Here is a 17,399-nt window from a genome sequence, read left to right on the forward strand (position 1 = left end):
CTTCGTTACACGATGGCCACATCGCCCTGGCGTTCCGGGCACATGACACGCTCGGGGCATGAGGCTGACGGAGGAGGCCGCCCGCGAGCGCCTGACCTCGGCAACCGTCCTCCGGCTGGCGTCCACGGACGCGGCCGGCCGGCCGCATCTGGTCGTGGTGACCTTCGCGATCGAGGGCGATCACATCTTCACGGCGGTCGACGCCAAACCGAAGCGCACGCGTGACCTGAAACGTCTCCGCAACATCCGCGCCGACCCGCGCGTGGCCGTCCTGGCCGACCACTACGAGGACGACTGGACCCACCTGTGGTGGGTACGCGCCGACGCGACCGCCGAGATCATCGAGGACCCGGCCGCGATGGCACGGCCCATCTCGCTGCTCCGCGAGCGCTACCGCCAGTACCGCGAGACACCGCCGGAGGGGCCGGTCATCGCCCTCACGGTCGAACGCTGGACCGGCTGGGCGTACGAGGGCTAGACCGCCAGCAGCGCGCGGACCTGGCCGGGGTCGCGGAACACCTCGGCCCGCATCCCGGCCTCGCGTGCGGCGAGCACGTTGGCCTCGTTGTCGTCGATGAACAGGCAGTCCTGCGGCTCGACGCCGAGGCGGCCGGCCACGATCTCGTACGCCTCGCGGTCCGGCTTGGCCACGCCGGTCTCACACGAGTAGGCCAGCACCTTGAAGTGCGCGAGCCACGCGCCGTGGCGTGCCTCGAAGATCGGCACCAGGTCGGCGACGATGTTGGAGAGCAGGCCGAGCGTGCGTCCGCCGGCGGCCAGCTCGCCGACCAGTTCGACCATTGCCGGGTCCATGTTGGTCCAGCTGTCCATGTCGGCCTCCACCAGCCGCCGGACCGTAGCGTCGTCGAACCGCACGTCAAGCCGGCCCGCCACCGCGGCCCAGTAGTCCGTCGCGGACTGCCCGGCGTCGTACGGCTTGCGCAGCGCCCAGTAGGCCTCCCAGAACGGCCCCGCGTCCACGCCGGCGATCAGCTCGATCCTGGCGACGTCCTCGGGCTTCTGGGTCGACGCGATGACGCCGAACAGGTCGAACACGATCGCGCGCGGCATGGGTTCCCTTCGGGCGAAGCGGTCGGCGGGGCCGGGACGAGCGTACAAGCAGGGCGTACGACGCCGGCCGGGCGCCGCTGATGATCCGCGACCCTGGAGCGAAACGATTGCGTACTCTTCCGCGGATCACGCTAGTGTACGGAACGGTTTCGTTTCGATGGAGGAGACATGACACCGACGACAACGCGTGGGCGCGGCGAGGAACGGGAGGACGCGATCCTGCTGGCCACGCTCGCGCTGCTGGCCGAGGTCGGCTACGACCAGGTGACCATGGACGCGGTGGCCAAGCGCGCCGGCGCCAGCAAGGCCACGATCTACCGCAGGTGGCAGGGCAAGGCCGAACTCGTCGTCACGGCCGTCAAACGGCACGCGGGAAGTCCGGTGATGACGCCGCCCGACACCGGGAACCTGCGTCAGGATCTGCTGGCCGTGCTGGGTGTGATGCGGTCCAGTCTCACCGGGCAGGACGCCGCGCTCATCCTCGGCCTCATGATCGCGATGCGCCGCGATCCCGAACTCGCCCGCACGGTGCGCGGACAGGTCGTCGACGACAAACGTGAGGTGTTCGGCGCGGTCATCGCCCGTGCCGTCGCGCGCGGCGACCTTCCGGCGACGGTCGACCACGCGCTGTTCGTGGAGATCAGCTCGGCGATGTTGTTCTCCCGCCTTTTCGTCACGGGTGAGCCACTCGACGACGCCTTTGTTCATCACCTCACCGACGACGTACTCCTTCCCCTCCTGGACCACCAGTCGGGCCGACGATAAGGATCCGCACATGTGGCAGACCATCGCCCTCAGTCTCATCGGCGGAGTGAGCGCCGGGAACGCCTTCCCTCATTTCGCGCGAGGCATCACCAAGAAGTCCTATCCGAACCTGCTGGGTAACGGGCCGGTGTCCAACCTGATCGCCGGATGGAGCGGGCTCGTCCTGGCCGCGCTGTTCCTTCACTGGGCGCACCCCGGCCGGCATCCCGGCTGGTCCTTCGGCGCCGCCGCCCTGGGCGTCCTGCTCATCGGCCTGTTCCACGCCGGCCCGGGGGCCTTCGGACGACGAGCCGCACCGGAGTAGGACACGCGGCCTGTCCAGGTGGGCTCTGACAGGCGTGGGTTGTCCAGAGACTTGAGCAAGCGATTGGGTGACCGCGTCATAATGTCAGGGTGACGACCACGGGCAAGGACAAGGGACCGCACCGAGCCGGTGCCCGCGCCGCTGGAGGCGCCCGGCGTCGCGGCAGAGGATCGACGGTGTTCGCCTCGGAGCGCCGTGAGCACCTGGTGCGCCTCGCGGCCGAGCTCTTCGCCGAAAAGGGCTACCAGGCCACGACGGTCCGCAACATCGCGGACGAGGCGGGCATCCTGTCGGGAAGTCTCTACCACCACTTCGACTCCAAGGAGTCGATCGTGGACGAGATCCTCTCCGCCTTCTTCGACGAGCTGACCGCCACCAACCAGGCCGCCCTCGAACGCGGCGGCGACCCGCGTACGATCCTGGCCGCGCTCGTGAGCAACTGCTTCGGCACGCTGGTACCCCACCGCGCCGCCATCATGGTCATGCAGAACGACTGGAACTACCTGCGGCAGTTCGACCGCTTCGACTACCTGACCCGGTCGGAGGAGAAGGCCGAGCGCATGTGGATGGGCCAGATCAGCAAGGGACAGGAGATCGGGCTGTTCCGCGACGACATCGACGCCCGGCTGACCTACCGGATGATCCGCGACACGATCTGGGTGGCCGTCCGGTGGTTCAGGCCGGGTGGCCGGCTCGACGCCCAGGGTCTCGCCGACCACTACATCAAGGTCCTCTTCGACGGCATCGCCGTGCACTGACTCAGCCGGCCGGCTCCTCCACCCGGCCGGGCAGCGGTGCCGTGGCCGCGGGCGGCTCGGCGACGGGCAGGATGCGGGCGAGCCAGCCGGGCAGCCACCAGTTGGCGCGGCCGAGCAGCTCCATGACGGCGGGCACGAGCACCATCCGCACGATCGTCGCGTCGATCAGCACCGCGACTCCCAGGCCAAGCCCGACCTGCTTGACGTCGATCTGACCGACGAGCAGGACCGACAGGAACACGCACACCATGATCGCGGCCGCCGCGGTGATGACACGTGCGGTACGCGCCAGGCCGCGGGTCACCGCCACCCGCGTCTCCGCGCCGAGGTCGTACTCCTCACGGATCCGGGAGATCAGGAAGACCTCGTAGTCGGTGGAGAGCCCGAACAGGATCGGGAACATGAACAGCGGCACCCACGCGGTCACCGGCATGCCGACCGGGAAGCCGAGCTGGCGCCCGAGCCAGCCCCACTGCACGATCGCGGTGAGCACGCCGTAGGCACTGGCGATGGACAGGAGGTTCATCACCGCCGCCTTCACCGCGATGGCGACCGAGCGGACGAACACGAGCAGCAGGAGCAGTGACAGGCCCACGACGACGGCGATCAGGTACGGCAGCCGCGAGGTCACCGAGTCGGAGAAGTCGATCGTGCCGGCGTTCGCGCCGCCGATCAGCACCTGCGCGTTCCCGGCCGCCCGTGGCACGACGGTGTCGCGTAGCCGGTGCACGAGCGCGGGTGTGGCGACGTCCTCCAGCCCGGTCTTCGGATAGGCGATGAACAGGGACGCGGCACCGTCCTGGCTGGTCCGCACCGGTGTCACGGACGCGACGCCGGGAGTGCGCCCGACCGCCGCCGCGACCGCGCTCGCGCCGTCGGCCGACGTCGAGACCCCGATCAGCGGCGCGTCGTAGCCGGGGCCGAAGCCGTCGGTGAGGATGCGGTGCGAGGTGTAGCTGCTGGTGTCGTGCGGCTGGGTGCTGGAGTCGTTGAAGCTCAACCGCATCGACAGGGCGGGGACGGCGAGCACGAGCAGGAGCACCCCGGCCGCGGTACCCGCGATGACCGGGCGCCGCTGGATCAGTCCGGCCCAGCGTTCTGACAGCGGCGCGCGTCCGGACCGGCGTGCCAGCAGCGGCAGCTTGAACCGGTCGATGCGCCGGCCGGTGAAGCCGAGCAGCGCGGGCAGCAGCGTGACCGCGGCGATCATGGTCATCAGCACGGTGACCGACGCCGCGACGGCGATCGAGCTGAGCAGCCGCTGCTGCATGACGAGCAGTCCAAGGAGCGCGAGGACCACGGTCGTCCCGGCGAACAGCACCGACCGGCCCGCGGTCACGATGGCCATGCCGGTGGCCTTTTCGGGATCGGCGCCGCCGTCGAGGGCCTCGCGATAGCGGGTGACGATGAACAGCGCGTAGTCGACGCCGACGCCGAGGCCGATGAGACCGGCCACGATGGGGCTGAACGACGGGGCGGGCAGCACGTGACCGAGGATCGAGATGCCGGCCAGCCCGGTGCCGATGCCGAAGATCGCGGTGACGATCGGCAGGCCCATCGCGAGCAGCGAGCCGAACGCGATCAGCAGCACGATCACGGCCGCGAGCAGGCCGATCCCCTCGGTCGGCCCGCCCCCGGGCGTCTCCGCGTCGGTGACCGTGGCGCCGCCGAGGGCGAGTGTCAGGCCGTTCCCGGACGCGTCGCGCACATCGGAGATCATCTTCACCACGCCGGCCTTCGGCACGTCGGCCGAGACCCGGTCGAGCTGGACCGGGGCGAACGCGGTATGCCGGTCGGGCGAGATCTGCTCCGGCGCCTGGTACGGCGAGGTCACGGAGGCGACGTGCGGGGCGTGGGCGAGCGCGGTGAGAACCCGCTCCACGCGAGGCCGGACGGCCGTGACGTCGCCGTCCGCGTGGATGGCCAGCGTGAGGGTGTCGCCGTTCTGCTGCGGGAAGTGCTCCTTGATCAGGTTCTGGGCACGTGCGGACTCGGTGTCGCCACCGGCGAAGCTGTTGTCGGCCGGAGCCGAAAAACCGAAGCCGACCGCCATCACGGCCACGGCGCCGACGATCCAGAACAGCAGGACCCGGCGGCGTCGGCGGTAACAGAATCGGGCCAGCCGTACGAGCGGGCCTTCGTGCACAGGAATCACCTCGAATAATTCGCGTGCCCAAAGAGTCCCGGTCGCGGCCCGCCGCGGGCGTCATGCTCGCGATGACACTTCGGCGGCCACGTACGCCGTGAGATGTATGCGGCGCCTACAGCGCGTACTGCACCGCGCGTCGTTCGGCGACGATCGGCGTGACGCACTCGTCGATGATCTTCCGGTGCGTCGGGTGGTCGCGGTAGACGAGGTACGCGTCACGGTCCGCGAAGTCGGCCACCACGGCGAAGTCGAAGTTGCCGTCGTTGACGCCGGCATCGCCGCCGATGGCGTAGGCACGAAGCTCGGGTATCACCCCGGGCAGCTCGTTGAGCCGGTCCTCGAGGGTCCTCTTCTGCTCCGCGGTCGCGTCCTCACGCCACTGGAACAGCGCTATGTGCCGGAACCCTGACATCGCTTCCTCCTCGCGTTCAATGCCTCTGGACGACCTTACGGAGTCCGTCGGACAGAGAAAGGGAGCGGCCGGTGACAACCTGACCGCTCCCTGTTTGCCAAGTCCTTCAGGACCAGGACACTCCGTCCATTACGCCTTCCTCTCCCCGCATGTCCTCAGTGACCCCGCTCCCCAGATGCGGTGATCTCCCACCGAGGCTAGAAGCTCGGCGGCCAACTTGAAATACGTCTTTTGACCTATTTTGACCCAAGCACTACGTGCATTTACTATTTCACTCACGGTCACGGACGCTCTTGGTCAGCCGTCACCCGCACGGATAGCCATCGGCACGGTTCCCGATAGCGTGATCACCTGTGAAGGTAGTGGATCTGCACCCCTGGCCGGCGACGGCCGAGGAGGCGACGGCGATCCAGGACACACTGCGTCCCCTCGCCGATCTGACCTCGCCGGGACCCCCGACCCTACGCACGGTGGCGGGCCTCGACGTGGCCTACGCCGATGACCGGCTGGCCGCCGCGGTGGTCGTGCTGGACGCGGACAGCCTCGACGTCGTCGAGGAGGCCACGGTCCTCGACCGGCCTGCCTTCCCCTACATCCCCGGGCTGTTCGCGTTCCGTGAGCTGCCTGCTCTGGTGGGGGCCCTGCGCGAGCTCACGGTCACCCCCGACCTCCTGGTCTGCGACGGTCACGGACTGGCGCACCCGAAGAGGTTCGGCCTCGCCTGCCATCTCGGCGTGCTGACCGGGCTGCCCGCGATCGGCGTCGGCAAGACCCGGCTCGTCGGCTCCTACGACGAGCCCGCCACCGACCGCGGCGCCTGGAGCGCGCTCAGCGACGGCGGCCAGGTCGTCGGGCGCGCGCTGCGCACGCAGACGGGCGTACGGCCGGTGTTCGTCTCGGTGGGACACCGTGCCGACCTGGAGGCGGCCTGCGCCCTGACGCTGCGGCTCGCGCCGCGCTACCGCCTGCCGGAGACCACCCGCCTGGCCGACCGCCTGTCCCGGCGGACCCTCACAGGTTGTTGAGGAAACGCCTGGCCAAGGGTCCGGCGGCCTTGGCACCGAACCCGCCTCCCTCGACGATGATGGCGAACGCCAGGTCCCCGTGGAAGCCGATGAACCACGCGTGCGTCGGCGGCTCCTTGCCGTTCTGGCCCCCGGCGTACTCGGCCGTGCCGGTCTTGCCCGCGGTGCCGGCCGGCAGGTGGACGTCCTTCGCGGTACCCGTCGTCACCACGGCGCGCATCATGTCGACGAGCTGGGAACGCAGGGTGGGGTCGAGCCGGCCCGCCTTGGCCTTCTGCGGGATCGGCGGGTCGGACACGAAGATCGGCGGGCGCCAGGTGCCACCGGCGACCGCCGCGGACACTCCGGCCATGTCGAGGGCGTTGGCGAGGTCACGTCCCTGCCCGAACCCGGAGACCGCCAGATCCGCGGTGTCCTTCGGCGTCGGGTAGCTGCCCGCGGCGACGCGTACGCCGGGGTCGATCTTCTGGTTGAAGCCGAACAGGTTCGCGGCGCTCGACAGCCGGGCCGCGCTGAGGCGCCGCTGCGTCTGCAGCGCGAAGGCGGTGTTGCACGACTGGGCCAGCGCTTCCTTGAACGTGATGCTGCCGAGCTCTTCGGCCTCGGCGTTGTGGATCACCTGTCCGCCCACGTTGGCCTGCTTGGGGCACTGCACCGTGGCGGAGGGGCTGAGACCGCTGCGCAGCAGCGCGTACGCCGTGACGACCTTGAACGTCGAGCCGGGCGGGTAGATGCCCTGCATCGCGCGGTCGAATCCACCGGGTGCGTTGACCACCGCGAGGATCTGGCCGTTCGAGGGCCGGATGGCGACCAGGGACGTCGGCTTGGTCTGGCCCTGCAGGGCGTCCGAGCCGGCCTGCTGGACGTGCGGGTCCAGCGTCGTGCGGACGTTCCGGCCGGGTTTGCCGGGGAAGCCGCCGACCGTCTTGACCGCGTGGTTCGACGCGTCGGCCACGGTGACCGACGCCGAGGGCGTACCGGCCAGGCGCTTGTCGAATCGCTGCTGGATTCCCGACTGCCCGACGATGTCGCCCTTGTGGTAGGACGCGTCGTACTTCTTGGCCTGCTTCTCGGTGAGAGGCGCGGCGCTGCCGACGAGCTGCTGCACGGAGCCGGAGACGTTCGTACCGTCGATCACCGTGCCGTTGGCGGCGACCACCCGCGCGCGCTGAGGCCACCGGTAGGACGTCGTCAGGTGCTGGCCGGAGTGCAGGTCGGGATGGATGCTCTCGGGCGACCAGCCGACCTTCCACTCGCGATGGTCCGTCGCCAGGCTCAGCCGTCCCTGGTAGCGCCAGGTCCCCATGGGCAGGGTGAGGGACGCGGTGAACGGGGCGGTCGCGTGGCCGCCCTTCTTGCTGACGGACCCGAGCGTCGCCTGCACCTTCTTGACGCCGAGACCGGTGCTCAGGGCCTTGTACTGCTGGTCCATGTCGGGTGGCGGCGCGGCCGTCATGGCCCGCATCGTCGTGCTGTCTCCGCGCTCCCAGGCGGTCAGGAACTGCTGCGCCGTCGCGGCGGGACTTCCCTTGGTACGGAGCAGCACATACGCACCGCCCGCGATGCCGATGAGCACGACGGTCCCCGCGGCGATCGCCGCCCACAGATACTTGTGTCGCACGAGTTCGTGACACTCCCCCGGATGTCTGGTCTGATCGGTCATCGTAGTGTCTGGCGTCGCGACGCCGGCGGCATCCCGGTTTCCGCACGGCGGCCACGTCCGGACGTACCACCGGATGCGAGGTGCCATGGGCAGGCTGGACGGGAAGGTGGCGCTCATCACGGGCGGCGCCCGCGGAATGGGCGCCGAGCACGTGCGCCGCTTCGTCGCCGAAGGTGCCAGGGTCGTCTTCGGCGACGTTCTCGAGGAGGACGGCGCCCGGATCGAGGCCGAGCTGGGCGACGCGGTCCGCTTCGTCCCGATGGACGTCACCCGGCCGGCCGACTGGGAGACCGCCGTGGACACCGTGACGTCCGTCTTCGGCGGGCTCGGCGTACTGGTCAACAACGCCGGCATCCTCCGGCACCGGCTGATCGAGGACATGCCCCTCGAGGAGTTCGCCAGGATCATCGAGGTGAACCTCATCGGGCAGTGGCTCGGCGTGAAGTCGGTCATCGGCCCTCTGAAGGCGGCCGGTGGCGGCTCCATCGTCAACGTGTCCTCCACCGAGGGGTTCATCGGCGCCTCCGGGCTCGCCGCCTACAGCGCCAGCAAGTTCGGTGTACGGGGCCTGACGAAGGCCGCCGCGCGCGAGCTCGGCGAGTACGGCATCCGCGTCAACTCGATCCACCCGGGCGCCATCCTCACGCCGATGATCACCGATCCCGACCTGGTCACCGCCAAGGCGGAGAGCGCGGACGCGTTCCTGCGGGCGCTGCCGCTGGGGCGCATGGGCGAGGCCGGCGAGATTCCCGGGATCGTCGTCTACCTGGCCTCGGACGAGTCCAGCTACTGCACCGGCGGGGAGTTCGTCGTCGACGGCGGCATGCTCACCGGTGCCGGCTACTGACCGGGTCACCATCCGGAAGGCGTCCGCCTGGGCCGGCCGCCGAGGTCGCGGCCGCCGAGGTCGCGCGGGGCCGCGGGGCCGAGGCCACGCGGGGCTGATCGGGTGGCCAAGGACCTCCCGGTACCCGAGGTCGCCGTCACCCGGTGGGGTTCCCGTCGCGTCGGGGGCGTCCCGGGATCCGAACCGCCCCTTTTGGCCGGACCCCGGTGACGCCACCCTCCAAACTGGCCTGACCCCGTAGGTCATCGCCAGAAGTCTCGAGCGCGGGCAGCATAACATCGGATTCAACGGTCGTTTACGACTATTCGCTGATCCCTAATGGCCGTCACATAGAGCAAGATGGACGTGGACGGAGAGGAGACCTGTGGCCGACCATCGGATGACGGCGACGTCATACCTCGTGCTCGGGCTACTCGCCGACGCTCCCGCCACGAGCTACGAGCTCAAGCGCCGAGTCGCCCTCACCATCGGCAACTTCTGGGAGTTCGCCCACTCGCAGCTCTACGACGAGCCGGTACGCCTGGCGGCCGCCGGCCTGGTCGACGCCAGCAGCGAGGACGGCGGCCGCCGCCGGCGCACGTACACCATCACCGACGCCGGCCGGGCCGAGCTGGCCGGCTGGCTCGCCGAGCCCACCCCGGGCCGTACGGATGTACGTGACCCCGGTCTGCTCAAGCTCTTCTTCGCCAAGCACGCACGGCCCGGCGACGTCCGCGCCATCGCGGCGGACCAGCACCGAGCCCATCGTGACCGCGCCGACGAGTACGAACGCACGCACCAGCTGCTGGCCGGTGCCGCCGACCACTGGCAGATGAAGTCCCTGGAGCTCGGCATCCGCTACGAGCGCACGGTCGAAGGCTTCTGGGCCGACCTGCTCAAAGAACTCCCCGGCGAGTAGAAGCCCGCCCCGACGCTGGCAGACGGCACGTGACGAGCTTCTGGTGCCGCCAGGCCTGCTGGCACCGGCGCTCGGACACCGGCGGCGTGGCCGCCCGGGGCCCGGCCGGCCCGTGCCGCGGTGGACCCGCCCCGGCGAGACTTCCGCGGACACCCTCGCCCCCACCACTGACGCGCCTTCGCCGACGTGGCCCGGCCACGGCGAGCCGCCGGCGGGCGTCGGCAGAGGTGCCAGGTGCCGGACGATGCGAGTGGGCCCGCGCTCGGCCGGCGCGCGGTCGCCCGCGGCAGGACTCCCGGCGGCGTTTCTCCCCCGGTTCGGCACCGACCGGCGGGCGGTCTCTAAGAGGCTCGGCCCCCCGTCTCACGGGAGTCGCCGGCGACGGCCACGTCGGCCAGCGTCTCCGGCATCCACGGTCCCGGCTGCGTACAGGTGCACAGCCCGTAGATGGTGATCAAGTGGGCGCGCAGAACGGTGTACTCCTCCGGGCTGCGCGCCGGACGGACCCGGTTGCAGGTCAGGCAAAGCAACGTCTTCTCCCCCCTGCCACGACCCGCCACCGGGATGCCCCTCTCCCTGAGGCTTCCCGGCGGCGGGCGCTGGCGCGGCGCGCCGAATCCGTCCCCTCAAACGGCTCCGGGCGGACCGCCATCGAGCGGCTGCGTCCGGGCGTCAGAGTTCGTCACCCGCCGTGCCGCAGTACGCACGCTAGGCGACGTGAGGTTGCAAACACGTTGCACCCATCCAATAGCAGTACGTGATAAATCGCTGGTGAAGGTTTTACGTATTGGGTTGCAACGGTGGCCGTGGGCACGGATGCTCAAGACACGCACGCCCCCATGGAGACACCTTGACGCGGAGTAGCCAGGCAGACCGAGCGATCGCGGACTGTGATCGCCGGACCCCTGTCGTCGGCGCCGGTGCCGGCGACCGGCCCATGGTCACCGACTCGTGGCAACGCTCGCTGGCCGCGGGCGTCGACCCCGACTTACCGTCGGCCCCGCTGGTCTTCGACGCGGACACGCTTCCCGGTTTCCGGGAGTGCCATCCGCTCGACCGCCATCTGCCCCTGCTGCGCGAGACGCTCCGTGGCACGGCCGACGCCTCGGCCCATCTCATGGTGGTCACCGACGCCGAGGGACACGTGCTGTGGAGCGAGGGCCCGCGTTCCGTGCGCCGCCGCGCGGACCGCGTCGGCCTGGCCGAGGGCTTCCGCTGGGCCGAGGAGTCGGTCGGCACCAACGGCATGGGCACCGCGCTCAGTGTCGGCGGCCCCGTCCACATCCAGGCCACCGAGCACCTCATACGCGTACTCCACGCCTGGTCGTGCGTTGCCGCACCGATCACCGACCCCGACACGGGCAAGGTGATCGGCTGCGTCGACATCACCGGCGCCAAGAACTCCATGCACCCGGCCGTCATCGCCTTAGTCCAGGCCGCGGCCCGGCTCACCGAGGCGGAGCTCATGCTGGAGATGGCGCGCCGCGACGAACACCTGCGCGACCGCTACTTCCGCCATCTGCACGGCGACGCCAGCGTGCTGGTGACGGCCACCGGACGCATCCTGGCGGCCGATCCGGACGGCTGGCGCGACGGCCGGATCGCGGTGCCGGAGGCGGGACACCGGGTGACGCTGCCCGACGGCAGGACGGCCGTGGCCGAGATCCTCGGCCAGGCGTTCGTCCTGCGCGCGGTCGAGGGCGACCGTCCCTCGCTGATGCTGCGGCTGCTCGGCGACCAGCAGCCCCAGGCGTTCCTGGACGGACGGCGCATTCCGCTGTCGCTGCGGCACGCGGAGCTGCTCACCCTGATGGCCCTGCACCCGAGCGGGCTGACCTGTGAGCAGTCCTCGTTTCACCTCTATGGCGACGAGGGCAACCCCGTGACCGTACGCGCGGAGATCCACCGGCTGCGCGCCCAGCTCGGCGACGTCGTACGCGCCAAGCCGTACCGCCTCGACTGTGACGTGGACGCCGACTTCCTGACCGTACGCCGGCTGCTCGGCACCGGGAACGTCAGCGCCGCCGTACGCCTCTATCCCGGGCCGCTGCTGCCACGCTCGGAGTCGGTGGCCATCCAGAGTGAGCGCGACGACCTCAACGCACAGCTGCGCCGCCAGCTCCTGCACCACGGAGACATCGACGACCTGTGGGCCTATGCCCAGACCGGCGAGGACGACCTGGAGGTCCTCGGCCGGCTGATGGCGGTGCTACCGCCCGGCGACCCGCGCCGTGTGGCGGCGCAGTTGCGCGAGCACCGCGTCCTGTCGGACGGCTAGGACGAGTCTCCCGATGCGCGGAGCAGGGTGACGATGGTTCGACGCCGTCCTGGCCCCCAGGCCGAAACCGACTCGGTGCGGCTCGGACAGATCTACAGCAGCCGGATCCCGAGCGCGTACGTGGTGATGGTGCACGGGTCCGGGGTTATGTGGTCTTTGGAGGCCGCGGTGAAGCTGGGGTCCTGTGAGTTGGACGGTTGCAGCTTCCACAGCAGGTTCCCGGCTCCGGAGAAGTGCACTTCGGCGCCGCCACCGGTGAGCACGAAGCCCGGAGGGATTCCGGCGGTCGCCGAGGGGTGGGGGGACTGGCCGCCGTCCGAACGCACGGGTTCGGTGTCGACCACCGTTCCGACCGGCAGATTCCTCCTGAGGCCGATGGCGAACACCCGCAGGTTGGCCGCGTCCGGAACGCGGTGGTCCTTGGACCGCGCTTTCCAGCTGGCGCGGGTGGAGGGGAACGAGGCGGTCGCGAGGTTGCCGTTTCCGAACCATTCCACCTTGAAGCCGCCGCCCAGCAGAACATGGGTATTGGAATTGATCCCGGCTTCGGATTCGGGATGGGGCGCCAACCCACTGTCGGCGGGTACGACCTGGATGGCGTCACGGAGCTGGTCTCTGGTCATGCCGGCGATCTTTATGCCGATCACGTAGGTAACGAGCTCGTGCGGGTTGGAGCGTTGGTGATCCTTTGAGCTGACCACCCACCCGGTCAGATCTTCGTTGGGGTGAGAGGCCGTCAGCAACGCACCCTCGGGGAATTCAGCGGCGACGCCGCCTCCGCCGACGGCCAGCATTTCCTGGTCACCGACCGTGATGCCCTCCTCTTTCCAATGCGCCTGAGGCGGACTCCCCCGGTGCATGAAGACGGCGGTCGTGATGCGTCCCGACGAATCGGTGAACGTGTTGAGTTGTGCGCCCTGACTGCTCATTCCGCGCCTTTCCTTAGGTGCGATGACAGGAGCCGACCTGTCGTTCAAACTCAGCATCACAATTGGGCGATGTCCTCGGCGATACGTTGCTCTACGTATCGTCGGCTTCCTGTCTACTTACCGCCGACTCGCCGAGCAGGTCGTGGTCCATCGCATGGCGGACCAACGCGATCCGTGATCCGACGCCCGGCCGGGCGTAAACGTGCTGCGGATGATCGGTCACCGTGCGTGTGCTGAACACCAAACGGCGGGCTGTCGTGACGCGGTCCGGCCATCGCCGGACGGCGCCGGGCCCGTGCGGGAGTCTGCGGCCTGTCGCTCCGTCGTAGGGGGATGCTCCGTTGGACGCGCACGGGCCCCCGCTCAGAGGGGATGCCGCGGAAAACCAAAGATCTCTAGGCGCGGGGTTCCTCGACCATGTCGTCGAACTCGCCGTCCTTGACCCCGAGAATGAACGCTTCCCATTCGTTCGGGGTGTAGTAGAGCGCGTCGCCGTCCGGCTTGCTGGAGTCGCGCATGACGACCATGCGGTCGGCGTGCTTGTGCTTGATCGGCACGTCCTTGCCGTCGACGAACAGGATCTCGACGGACCCGGATTGCTCACTCATGCGGGCCTCTTCTGCTCAGGGGAAGATGGGGCGCCCCGTCCCACAGGTCGCCCCGGGATCAGGCTATAGTCCGCGCGCCCGCCGCGCCGCCGGAACGCCACGCCACGCGGGTGTGGTTCGATCCCCTAGATTTACCCGTGAGTAACCCACGGGAGGACAGCATGATCGATCTACGGCACGAGGGCGGCGTCCACGTCCTGCGGCTCGACGACGGCGAGAACCGTTTCACCCCCGACCTGCTCGACGGGCTCTCGGCGGCACTCGACGAGGTGACGAAGGCGACGGGTCCGCGGGCGCTGGTGCTGACCGGCACCGGCAAGTTCTTCTCGGCGGGTCTCGAGCTGGACCGTGTCATCCGCGACGGCGACGGCCTGGGCCCGTACATCGACCGCGTCCATGGGCTGTTCGCCCGGCTGCTGACACTGCCGATGCCCACGGTCGCGGCGCTCAACGGGCACGTCGTCGCCGCGGGCGCGATGCTGAGCCTCACCTGCGACTACCGGGTCATGCGCGCCGACCGGGGCTACTTCATGCTGCCCGAGGTCGACCTGGGACTGCCCTTCACACCGGGCATGAGCGCCCTGATCCAGAGCCGGCTGCCGAAGGCGACAGCGCACGAGGCCATGGTCACCGGCCGCCGGTACGGGGGCGAGGAGTCCGTCTCCGCGGGCATCGTGCACCAGGCGGTGGCCGAGCCGGAGGTCGTGCCCGCGGCGATCGCGCTCGCCGAACCCCTGGCGGCCAAGGACGGCGACACGATCGCGAAGATCCGGACCGGGATGTACAGGCCCGTCCTCGACGCACTGAACCTGTCCTTTACAATCTAATTCCGGTCGATATAGTATGAATTACGGTCAGCGTCCCAGCGGCAGCCATCGCATGTCGCTGACCATGCGTGACGTCCAAAGGTCCCTGCGCGTCGGGCCCGGACGGCGAAGGGCCGGCTCCGAGTGGCAGCGGGGCCGGCCCTGTCATTTCCCCGCGGCCAGCAGCGCAAGCAGGTGTTCCGCCTGGCCCGCGATGGTGCCGGGCGGGTTGCGAGGATTGTCCGGATCCTCGGACAGCACGGACAGGAACCAGAACAGCGCGAGCAGCCGCCTGCAGTCGGCGAGCCGCGTGCTCTCCGCCGCGGTCAGCTCGAACCGCGACAGCAGCGCCGTCGGGTCGAAGGCGTCATGCGCGCGGGCGGACAGGTGCTCGAGGACCTCGGCGACCTCATAGGCACGGTCGCTCCTGCCGGAGAACTCGAAGTCCACCACCCGGATCCGCGACCCGTCCCACAGGAAGTTGGCCAGGTTGCCGTCCCCGGATCCGAAGACCGGCGGGAGCTCGGCGGCGAAGACCTCGTCCAGCCGGGGCCGCGCGACCCAGTCGGTGACCGCGCCGAACGCCTGCGCCGCCAGAGGGTCGGCGACCGGCGGCGGTCGTCTCGCGCACCACGCACGGAGGTTGCGGAGGGCGTCCCGCGGATGCAGAAGGCGGGACGGCAGACGGCGGAGGACCTCGGGTGGGATCGCCCGCTGGAGCGTCTCGACGGCCTCGGCCAGGGCGGCGGTCTGCCCGGCCGTCACGGGCGCGGCGAGGGGGACGCCGTCCAGACGTGACATCTCGACGGCCGGTGGATCGGCGTCCAGGTCGGCGCGCAGCGGCTCCGGCGCCAGCCCGGGAGCGTACTCGGCGAGCAGGGTGAGCGCGCGCCACTCACGTCCGTGCTGGTCCAGATCCCAGGACCGGAACCGTTTGACCACCACCGCCGGGCCGAGCGCGACCGCATGGGTGTTCGCCCGATCGGCCATCTCCCGCTCCCGTCGCCGCCGGTCCGGCCGCAGGTCACGGCTGGACCGGCACCGACACTACCGACCGTGCTACCGGCCGTGGCCGCCGGCCACCCGGATGGTCACGGTCGCGGTACGGGTGACGGCGGGGAGCTTCGTGGTGTCGATGACCAGGTACTCGCCGTCGTCCTGGGTGCCGTTCGGCAGCGTCTTGACGTGCAGCGGGAACGGCGGCACGTCCGACGTGACACCGTCGACGCCGAAGTCGTTGTCGTTGCTGACGACGATGGTGCGCCCGCCGTCCGTGGTCGCGACCCCCTCGACCTTGTCGTGGCCGAAGAAGCCGCCCGTGGGGTCGAGGCGGGTCACCAGGCCGCCCAGGTCGACGTCCAGGCTCTTGCGCACCGGGGTGACGCCCACGCCGGCCAGGTCCTTGCCCGACTGCGCGGTGTCGTCCGTACCGACGTACGCGTCGATCGTCCTGCCGCCCACGAGCAGGCCGCCCTTGGCCGCGTCGTAGGTGGCCCCGGGCACCGACGCGTGCGGGCCGACATCGGTCGCGCCCCTCAGGTCGATCTTGAACAGCTTCTTGAAGGCGTTCGGCTCGAAACCGCCGTCACGCTCGTCGACGAGGAACGTGGTGGCGCTGAGCGCGGTGATCTCGCTGACCGCCCCGCTGTTGTCCTTGGGGTCGTCGAGGAGGTAGATGTACTCGTGCGTGGTCCGCGTGCGCAGGTCGTACGTCACGATGCGCAGCGTGGTGACGTTCGCCGGCTTGGCGGTGACGTCCGGCTGCTGCAGCGCCGACTGCATCATCCCCACCAGCGTCCTGCCGTCCGGGGTGACGGTGAGGCCCTCCATGCCCTTGTTCGGCACCCGGTTGGCGAGCTCGCGCGGAAGCGAGCCGTCGAAGGGCGAGAGCCGCTGCGTCGCCCGGCCGCCGCGGTCGAAGTGCGTGATGAACGGGCCGTACTCGTCCGACACCCAGAAGCCGCCGTCCGGCATGGCGACCAGGCCTTCGGAGTCATAGCCCGACGCGTCCGGCGCCAGCGCCGCGCCATCGCGGTCGACGAGGTTCTCACCGGTCGTGGCCTGGGGGTTCACCCGGCCCGAGTACGGGGTGCCGTCCGCCTCCCGCAGCGGGATCGTCTTCTCCAGTACGGCCTTGCGGTCGACGAGGCGGAACCTGCCGATCGCCGGGGTGAAGCCGGGCAGCGGGAGGATCTTCTCCCCGCCGGGACCGTCGACGTTCGGGCCGCGGTCGGTCAGGCCGTAGTACTCATCGCGCGAGCCGGGTACCGGGGCCAGCGACGAGCCGTAGGCGCCGCCCGTGATCGGCACGCCGCCGATCGTGGCCAGCGGGGGCAGGTGCGTCGGGTACAGGCCCACGGCGTCGCTGACCGTGTAGTCGAACGTGTCCGTGCCGACGAAGCCCGCGGCGGGCGTGTAGCGGAAGGAGCCGTCGGCGTTCAGGCTCAGCGACCCGTGGGCCGGCGAGGTGTGCGAGGTCAGCGTGATCCGGTCACCGGTGTCGTTGCGGAAGAGCCCCGCCGCGTCGAGGGTGTGACCGGCCCGCGTTCCGTAGGCGTCGTCGCGTGCCGTGAGCGCGTGGCCGTGCGCGTGTGCCGCCCCGGCGGCCTCCGCGGTCCCACCCCCCGTCAGCGCCAGGGTCAGCGTCGCGGCGGCGGTGATGGCGGTGGTGGCGTTCAGGCGATTCATTCGATCCTCCCCGGCCCGTCGCACGACGTGCCGACCGAGCAGTTTGATCAACCGGGATGGCCGGGTGCGGTCAGACGGCCGATGCCGAGGTGAACGACACACGACGCTTGCCCGTATTCGCCCTGCTCAGCGCCCGGGTCTTTTGCGCTGTCTTCGCTCTTTATCCCGTCAAGAGCTTGATGTACCCTCAGTAACTGA

Annotated in this window: 18 protein-coding genes; 9 read left to right on the plus strand and 9 right to left on the minus strand. The window is 70.0% G+C overall.

Annotated elements, in window-relative coordinates; all coding sequences use genetic code 11:
- Positions 1 to 58 precede the first annotated feature (58 nt).
- Positions 59 to 478 (plus strand): TIGR03668 family PPOX class F420-dependent oxidoreductase, encoded by a 420-nt coding sequence (locus FB559_RS02995; protein ID WP_185792017.1) that lies wholly within the window; start codon positions 59 to 61, stop codon positions 476 to 478.
- On the opposite strand, the gene FB559_RS03000 is transcribed toward FB559_RS02995, so the two are convergent.
- Positions 475 to 1,071, minus strand: coding sequence for an HAD family hydrolase (locus FB559_RS03000; protein WP_141952999.1), 597 nt, complete (start codon positions 1,069 to 1,071; stop codon positions 475 to 477). The genes FB559_RS02995 and FB559_RS03000 overlap by 4 nt on opposite strands.
- 168 nt (positions 1,072 to 1,239) lie before the next feature.
- Between FB559_RS03000 and FB559_RS03005 the strand changes: the two genes are divergently transcribed.
- The 3 genes from FB559_RS03005 (at position 1,240) to FB559_RS03015 (ending at position 2,898) form a co-directional block, all read left to right on the plus strand.
- Complete coding sequence (locus tag FB559_RS03005; RefSeq protein ID WP_141953001.1) at positions 1,240 to 1,836, plus strand: TetR/AcrR family transcriptional regulator; 597 nt, start codon at positions 1,240 to 1,242, stop codon at positions 1,834 to 1,836.
- Positions 1,837 to 1,846: 10 nt separating this feature from the next.
- A complete protein-coding gene (locus FB559_RS03010; protein WP_141953003.1) occupies positions 1,847 to 2,140 on the plus strand; it encodes a hypothetical protein in 294 nt (97 codons plus the stop codon).
- An 89-nt stretch (positions 2,141 to 2,229) separates the two neighbouring features.
- Complete coding sequence (locus FB559_RS03015; RefSeq protein ID WP_185792018.1) at positions 2,230 to 2,898, plus strand: TetR/AcrR family transcriptional regulator; 669 nt, start codon at positions 2,230 to 2,232, stop codon at positions 2,896 to 2,898.
- A gap of 1 nt (position 2,899) precedes the next feature.
- On the opposite strand, the gene FB559_RS03020 is transcribed toward FB559_RS03015, so the two are convergent.
- Both FB559_RS03020 and FB559_RS03025 read right to left on the minus strand, forming a co-directional pair.
- A complete protein-coding gene (locus FB559_RS03020) occupies positions 2,900 to 5,044 on the minus strand; it encodes an MMPL family transporter (RefSeq protein WP_246121322.1) in 2,145 nt (714 codons plus the stop codon).
- A gap of 115 nt (positions 5,045 to 5,159) precedes the next feature.
- Positions 5,160 to 5,459, minus strand: coding sequence for a Dabb family protein (locus FB559_RS03025; RefSeq protein ID WP_141953005.1), 300 nt, complete (start codon positions 5,457 to 5,459; stop codon positions 5,160 to 5,162).
- 353 nt (positions 5,460 to 5,812) lie between these two features.
- Here FB559_RS03025 and FB559_RS03030 point away from each other — a divergent pair, with 353 nt between their 5' ends.
- Positions 5,813 to 6,484: an endonuclease V gene (locus tag FB559_RS03030; protein ID WP_141953007.1), complete on the plus strand. Its 672-nt coding sequence runs from the start codon at positions 5,813 to 5,815 to the stop codon at positions 6,482 to 6,484.
- On the opposite strand, the gene FB559_RS03035 is transcribed toward FB559_RS03030, so the two are convergent.
- Positions 6,471 to 8,105 (minus strand): penicillin-binding transpeptidase domain-containing protein, encoded by a 1,635-nt coding sequence (locus FB559_RS03035; protein ID WP_246121323.1) that lies wholly within the window; start codon positions 8,103 to 8,105, stop codon positions 6,471 to 6,473. The two genes, FB559_RS03030 and FB559_RS03035, sit on opposite strands and share 14 nt — an antisense overlap.
- Positions 8,106 to 8,232: 127 nt before the next feature.
- Here FB559_RS03035 and FB559_RS03040 point away from each other — a divergent pair, with 127 nt between their 5' ends.
- Complete coding sequence (locus FB559_RS03040) at positions 8,233 to 8,994, plus strand: glucose 1-dehydrogenase (RefSeq protein WP_141953012.1); 762 nt, start codon at positions 8,233 to 8,235, stop codon at positions 8,992 to 8,994.
- Positions 8,995 to 9,358: 364 nt separating this feature from the next.
- Positions 9,359 to 9,892: a PadR family transcriptional regulator gene (locus FB559_RS03045; protein ID WP_141953014.1), complete on the plus strand. Its 534-nt coding sequence runs from the start codon at positions 9,359 to 9,361 to the stop codon at positions 9,890 to 9,892.
- A gap of 341 nt (positions 9,893 to 10,233) precedes the next feature.
- Here FB559_RS03045 and FB559_RS03050 read toward each other — a convergent pair whose 3' ends face one another.
- On the minus strand, positions 10,234 to 10,422 hold the full coding sequence (locus FB559_RS03050) for a hypothetical protein (protein ID WP_141953016.1): 189 nt from the start codon (positions 10,420 to 10,422) through the stop codon (positions 10,234 to 10,236).
- A gap of 320 nt (positions 10,423 to 10,742) precedes the next feature.
- Between FB559_RS03050 and FB559_RS03055 the strand changes: the two genes are divergently transcribed.
- Positions 10,743 to 12,170, plus strand: a complete 1,428-nt coding sequence (locus tag FB559_RS03055) for a helix-turn-helix domain-containing protein (RefSeq protein ID WP_221639872.1) — start codon at positions 10,743 to 10,745, stop codon at positions 12,168 to 12,170.
- Positions 12,171 to 12,262: 92 nt separating this feature from the next.
- Here the strand turns inward: FB559_RS03055 and FB559_RS03060 are convergent, their stop codons facing one another.
- Both FB559_RS03060 and FB559_RS03065 read right to left on the minus strand, forming a co-directional pair.
- Entirely contained in the window at positions 12,263 to 13,156 is an 894-nt protein-coding gene (locus tag FB559_RS03060; protein WP_141953020.1) for a hypothetical protein, read from the minus strand.
- 338 nt (positions 13,157 to 13,494) lie between these two features.
- On the minus strand, positions 13,495 to 13,707 hold the full coding sequence (locus FB559_RS03065) for a DUF397 domain-containing protein (RefSeq protein ID WP_141953022.1): 213 nt from the start codon (positions 13,705 to 13,707) through the stop codon (positions 13,495 to 13,497).
- Positions 13,708 to 13,868: 161 nt separating this feature from the next.
- Between FB559_RS03065 and FB559_RS03070 the strand changes: the two genes are divergently transcribed.
- Positions 13,869 to 14,534, plus strand: a complete 666-nt coding sequence (locus FB559_RS03070; protein ID WP_141953025.1) for an enoyl-CoA hydratase/isomerase family protein — start codon at positions 13,869 to 13,871, stop codon at positions 14,532 to 14,534.
- 144 nt (positions 14,535 to 14,678) lie between these two features.
- Here FB559_RS03070 and FB559_RS03075 read toward each other — a convergent pair whose 3' ends face one another.
- The gene (locus FB559_RS03075) at positions 14,679 to 15,503 is read right to left on the minus strand and encodes a phosphotransferase family protein (RefSeq protein ID WP_141953027.1); all 825 of its coding nucleotides are present in this window, start codon (positions 15,501 to 15,503) and stop codon (positions 14,679 to 14,681) included.
- A gap of 69 nt (positions 15,504 to 15,572) precedes the next feature.
- Positions 15,573 to 17,201: an esterase-like activity of phytase family protein gene (locus FB559_RS03080; RefSeq protein ID WP_141953029.1), complete on the minus strand. Its 1,629-nt coding sequence runs from the start codon at positions 17,199 to 17,201 to the stop codon at positions 15,573 to 15,575.
- Positions 17,202 to 17,399 lie beyond the last annotated feature (198 nt).

The sequence above is a fragment of the Actinoallomurus bryophytorum genome, from assembly GCF_006716425.1.
GTDB lineage: Bacteria > Actinomycetota > Actinomycetes > Streptosporangiales > Streptosporangiaceae > Actinoallomurus > Actinoallomurus bryophytorum.

Excerpts from the sequence above, each read along its gene's own strand:
- FB559_RS03060 (WP_141953020.1), bottom strand. The coding sequence starts at position 13,156 with ATGCTGAGTTTGAACGACAGGTCGGCTCCTGTCATCGCACCTAAGGAA.
- FB559_RS03005 (WP_141953001.1), top strand. The coding sequence starts at position 1,240 with ATGACACCGACGACAACGCGTGGGCGCGGCGAGGAACGGGAGGACGCG.
- FB559_RS03065 (WP_141953022.1), bottom strand. The coding sequence starts at position 13,707 with ATGAGTGAGCAATCCGGGTCCGTCGAGATCCTGTTCGTCGACGGCAAG.
- FB559_RS03080 (WP_141953029.1), bottom strand. The coding sequence starts at position 17,201 with ATGAATCGCCTGAACGCCACCACCGCCATCACCGCCGCCGCGACGCTG.
- FB559_RS03040 (WP_141953012.1), top strand. The coding sequence starts at position 8,233 with ATGGGCAGGCTGGACGGGAAGGTGGCGCTCATCACGGGCGGCGCCCGC.
- FB559_RS03025 (WP_141953005.1), bottom strand. The coding sequence starts at position 5,459 with ATGTCAGGGTTCCGGCACATAGCGCTGTTCCAGTGGCGTGAGGACGCG.
- FB559_RS03000 (WP_141952999.1), bottom strand. The coding sequence starts at position 1,071 with ATGCCGCGCGCGATCGTGTTCGACCTGTTCGGCGTCATCGCGTCGACC.
- FB559_RS02995 (WP_185792017.1), top strand. The coding sequence starts at position 59 with ATGAGGCTGACGGAGGAGGCCGCCCGCGAGCGCCTGACCTCGGCAACC.
- FB559_RS03010 (WP_141953003.1), top strand. The coding sequence starts at position 1,847 with ATGTGGCAGACCATCGCCCTCAGTCTCATCGGCGGAGTGAGCGCCGGG.
- FB559_RS03070 (WP_141953025.1), top strand. The coding sequence starts at position 13,869 with ATGATCGATCTACGGCACGAGGGCGGCGTCCACGTCCTGCGGCTCGAC.
- FB559_RS03075 (WP_141953027.1), bottom strand. The coding sequence starts at position 15,503 with ATGGCCGATCGGGCGAACACCCATGCGGTCGCGCTCGGCCCGGCGGTG.